A 4,331-nucleotide genomic window follows, 5' to 3' on the forward strand; every position below is an offset into this window, starting at 1 on the left:
AGTTCGCGCCGCGGATCGGTTTCGCCTGGCTCTCGTAGACCTGGTTGCCGTCGGTGGCCTGGACGAGGAAGCAGTACTTGCGCACCGGATCCACCGGCACCCGGTGGCTGGTGTTGCGCTGGACGAGGACGGTGGTGCTCCGCTCACCCTCGGCGGCGACGATGACCGCGAAGTCCAGCGCCTCACTGCTGCGCCAGGACAGTTCGACGTGATCACCGAGGTCGACCGGGTCATTGAGGTCCAGCTGCACCGCCCGCCCCGACGGCGAGGGCAGCCCGGGAGCCCCGATCTGCGGCGGCACGGCCGCGACGTCCAGCTCGTCCGGGGTGTTCACCAGCACGAGCACGGCGGCCACCGCGAGCGCCGACAACACCGCCAGCGCCACGACGACGGAATTCATCCGCCTCGGCCGTCGGCGCGGACGGTCGGCCGGCCCGTACTCGACGAGCGGCGTGCCCAGCCGCGGCCCGCCCGGCGCCGGATGCGGGGCGGCGGGCCAGGGCGCTGCGGGTCGGTTCCCGGCCGCGGGGGGCCCGTAGGGTGCCGGCCCGGCCGGCGCCGCCGAGGCATGGGGGACCGGCGGCGAAGCCGGATTCAGCTGCGGCCCCGCGGGACGCAGGGCCGTGGGATGTGTGCCCGGGGGCGGCGTCCCCGGAGGCAGGGCGCCCAAGGGGGCCGGTGGCGCGGTCGGCGATGGCGCTCCTGCCTGCGATCCCTGCGGAATGCCCGGGGGTGGTCCCGCTGGCGCCCCCGCTTGCTGGGCCAGTGGCGGCGCGCCCAAGGGCACTTCCCCTGCCGCGTTGTGCGACGGCGGCCCCGGATGCGATCGCAGCGGGGGCCCGCCCGGAGGTGGCCCCGGCGCCACCGGCGGTGACGCGCGGAAGGACCCCCCGAAGTCGTCGAACGCCGGCCGCACCTGGCCGGGGGCCGGGGCGGCCATCCGGGCGGCCACGGTGGCCGCGTCGAGGGGGCGCGCGTCGGGGGACCGGGCCAGCAGCGCCGTGATCAGCTGCGCCAGCCCCGGCGGCAGATCGCTCCGCTCCAGGGGCGGCGCCGGCTCGTGCAGCACCCGCAGCACCAGCTCGCCCTCGGGCTCGCCGGGCCGTCCCTGGTGCGGCGACCGGCCGGTCAGCGCCAGGTACAGCACCGCGCCCAAGCCGTACAGGTCGGACCGCTCGTCGGCGGTTCCGTCGCGCAGTGTCTCCGGCGCCAGGAACCCGATGTCGCGCGCCGGGTCGCGGGGGAAGGCGCGGCGCAGCGCCAGGCCGAAGTCGGACAGCACCGCCTCGCCGGACGGCCGGAACAACACGTTCCCCGGGGTGACCCCGCCGTGCACCACCCCGGCCGCGTGCGCCGCGGCCAGCGCGGACGCCAGCGAGCGGCCCAGCGCCACCGCGTCGGCGGCCGCCATCGGCCCGAACGCCCCCACCAGCTCGGGCAGGGACTGCGCGCACAACTCCATCCGCAACGCGCACCGGCCGTCCGGGAGCTCGCGCACCGCGTCGGCCACCAGGACCGGCGCCCTGCCCCGCGCCGCGGCCAGCGCGGACAGTTCGGCGTCCAGCTCGGCGCGGGTGCCGCGGTCCAGCCGGCCCGGGTAGACCTTGAGCGCGAACGCCGTCCCGGCCGCCTCGTCCACCCCGGCGAACACGGTGGCGCTCGGCCCGTCGCCCAGCGGAACCAGGTCGCCGGGCGCGTCCCCCGCTGCCGTCATGGTGGTCGTCCTCGGAATCGCCGCCGTCGCCGGTCCCATGGTACGAACCATCACGCCCCGACCGCAGCCAGCACGTCCTCGAGCCGGAGTTCACGCAGCTCGGCGGGGTCCGGGATCCGGCCGAGACGCCGCAGCCGCCCGGACTGGGCCTTCCGCACGGCCTCGAACAGCTTCCGGGCGTCGCGCGCGTTGCCGAACGCGGGATCGGCCGAGATGCGGTCGAAGTACCCGGCAAGGACGGGCCGGGCGCGCGGGTCGAGCTCGTAGTCGCCGTCCGCCGCCATGCGGCCGGTGATGCCGACCAGCTGGTCCGGCGTGTAGTTCTCGAACTCGATCGTCTTCGCGAACCGCGACGACAACCCCGGGTTGGCGGCGAGGAACTGGTGCATCTCGGCGGTGTAGCCCGCGACGATCACCGCGATCTCCTCGCGGTGGTCCTCCATCAGCTTCACCAGCGTGTCGATGGCTTCCTGGCCGAAGTCGGCGCCGCTGCCGGTCTGCCGCGACAGCGTGTAGGCCTCGTCGATGAACAGCACACCGCCGAGGGACTGCTCGAACACCGTCGCCGTCTTCTCGGCGGTGTGGCCGACGTACTGCCCGACCAGGTCCCGCCGCGACACCTCGCGGAACTCCCCGCCGCCGAGCACCCCCAGTTCCCGCAGCAGCCTGCCGTAGGTCCGGGCCACCGTCGTCTTCCCGGTGCCCGGCGCGCCCGCGAAGATCAGGTGGTGGCTCAGCGCGCCGGTGGACAGCCCGGCCCGCGACCGCCACGCGTTCACCTGGATCTCGTCCACCAGCGACCGGACCTCGGCCTTGACCGCGGGCAGCCCGACCATGCCGTCGAGGTCCGCGAGCAGCGCGTCCAGCGGGCCGCCGCCGGACGCCCCGGCCGGTTCGGCCACCACGGTCGCGGCCGCCGAGGCCGCGAGCCGCACCGCGGGCTCGGCGGTGTTGGTGACGTCGCACCCTTCGACCGCGCCGCCGCAGTGCGCGCCCACGTCGATGCCGACGCCGCCCGCGTCGCTCACCGAAACCCGCCGCAGCACCGGTTCGCCGCGGTGGGCCACCAGGACCCCGGCCTGGGCGGTGCGGGTGATCCGGCAGTTCTCCACCACCGGCCGCGCGTGCTGGTAGACGTAGAGACCGCGCTGCCCGCACCCGCTCACGGCGCAGGACCGGATCACCGGATCCGCGCCCAGCCCGACGATCATCCCGTCGGCGGCGACGTTGTCGATGGTCACGTTCTCCACCACGCCGGACGTGCCTTCCAGCACCAGCCCGTGCTCCGCGCCGGTGATCGACACGTCGGTGATCGCGACCGGTCCCGGTCCGCGGACCGCGACGGCGGGTCTGCGCCCGGCGTGCACGCTGCAGCCGGTGAGCGTCAGGGCCGCGTGTTCGGCCTGCACCCCCGCCGCGTTTCCCGCCCGCACGGTCACCCCGTGCACGGTGAGCGCGCCGCCGCGGGCGAACAGCACCGGCACGTCCGCCCCGCTGCCGTCGAACACGACCTCGGCGCCCGCGGCCGCGCGGAGGGTCAGCGTGCGGTCCACCAGTTCCAGTGTCTCGGCGTAGGTGCCGGCGGCGATGGACACGCACGCGCCGTCCGGGGCGCCGAGCACCGCCTCACCGACGGTGGCGTAGGCGCCGTGCCGGCCCGGCGCCACGAGCAAGGTCCGGGCGGCGGTCGTCATCAGCTCGCCCTCCCCGCCAGCCAGCCGTGCCCGGCGGCCTTGACCCCGGCCTGGAAGCGGCTGCGGGCGCCGAGCCGGTTCATCAGCCCGGCGACCATGCGCCGCACCGTGCGCACCGACACGCCGAGCGCGGCCGCCGCCGACTCGTCCGTGCAGCCCGCGGACAGCAGAGCCAGCAGCTCCCGGTCGCGCCCGGCCAGTTCCGCGCACGACGGCGGGTCGGCCGGGACGAGCGGCACCGCGGCCGGCCACAGGTGTTCGACCAGCTCCATGATCGTGCCGATCACGCTGGGCAGCCGGAGCACCGCGATGTCCCGGTGCTCCCCGGGCAGCACGGCGAGCGCGCCGTCGATGACCAGCGCCTCGACGGGCACGACGGGCATCGTGCGAATCTCCGCGCCGGCCTGCGCCAGCTTCCCGAGGCGCCGGGCGGGGCCGGGCGTCGTGCGCGCGGCGTCCGGGACGAGCATCCGGTAGCGGACCCCGCGGCCGAGGTTGGCGTGGTCGACCGGGCGGAACGTGCTGACCGGATCGGCGGGGCCGCCGGACAGCGAGCTGACGACGAGCACCTCGCGTTCGGCGGCGGCCAGCTTGGTGGCGACCCGCGCGTGCCGGGAGACCAGCGCCCCCGCGGACTGTCCATCGAGGACCGAAAGGCGCGGCGGGGCCTGGCGTGCTTCGAGTGCGGGCTGGGGGATCATGGCTTTCCTCCGATCGGCAGCGACGCGGCGACGGCCGGTCCGTGCTGGTTGTCCATTCGTTCCAGGCGCAGCCCCGGGGGCGGCGCCCACAGCAGCCGCGCGACGGCCGAATCGGCGGCGGCGTCGGTCGTGGCGGCGACCCGCACCACCGCGTCGTGCCCGGGCACGGTGACCGCGACGGTGCGGGCGGCGCCGGGGACGGCGGCGAGCAGCTGGTGCAGC

The 4,331-nt window shown here is 76.2% G+C and carries 3 protein-coding genes and 1 pseudogene; all 4 read right to left on the bottom strand.

Annotated features, from left to right (window positions below; all coding sequences use genetic code 11):
* The coding region (locus tag AMY39116_RS46505) for a protein kinase (RefSeq protein ID WP_020423505.1) at window positions 1-1,714 on the bottom strand (1,714 nt) is incomplete at its 3' end.
* A gap of 50 nt (window positions 1,715-1,764) precedes the next feature.
* Entirely contained in the window at window positions 1,765-3,408 is a 1,644-nt protein-coding gene (locus tag AMY39116_RS0341585) for a right-handed parallel beta-helix repeat-containing protein (RefSeq protein ID WP_020423506.1), read from the bottom strand.
* Window positions 3,408-4,109, bottom strand: a complete 702-nt coding sequence (locus AMY39116_RS0341590) for a helix-turn-helix transcriptional regulator (RefSeq protein WP_020423507.1) — start codon at window positions 4,107-4,109, stop codon at window positions 3,408-3,410. The genes AMY39116_RS0341585 and AMY39116_RS0341590 overlap by 1 nt, the downstream gene beginning before the upstream one ends.
* A pseudogene (locus AMY39116_RS46725) lies at window positions 4,106-4,331 on the bottom strand (hypothetical protein); the annotation flags it as partial. The pseudogene AMY39116_RS46725 and the gene AMY39116_RS0341590, both read right to left, overlap by 4 nt.

The sequence above is a fragment of the Amycolatopsis sp. ATCC 39116 genome (assembly GCF_000231075.2).
GTDB classification, from domain to species: Bacteria; Actinomycetota; Actinomycetes; order Mycobacteriales; family Pseudonocardiaceae; genus Amycolatopsis_E; species Amycolatopsis_E tucumanensis.

Coding starts and splice junctions, on each gene's coding strand:
- AMY39116_RS0341585 (WP_020423506.1), bottom strand. CDS start 3,408: ATGACGACCGCCGCCCGGACCTTGCTCGTGGCGCCGGGCCGGCACGGC.
- AMY39116_RS0341590 (WP_020423507.1), bottom strand. CDS start 4,109: ATGATCCCCCAGCCCGCACTCGAAGCACGCCAGGCCCCGCCGCGCCTT.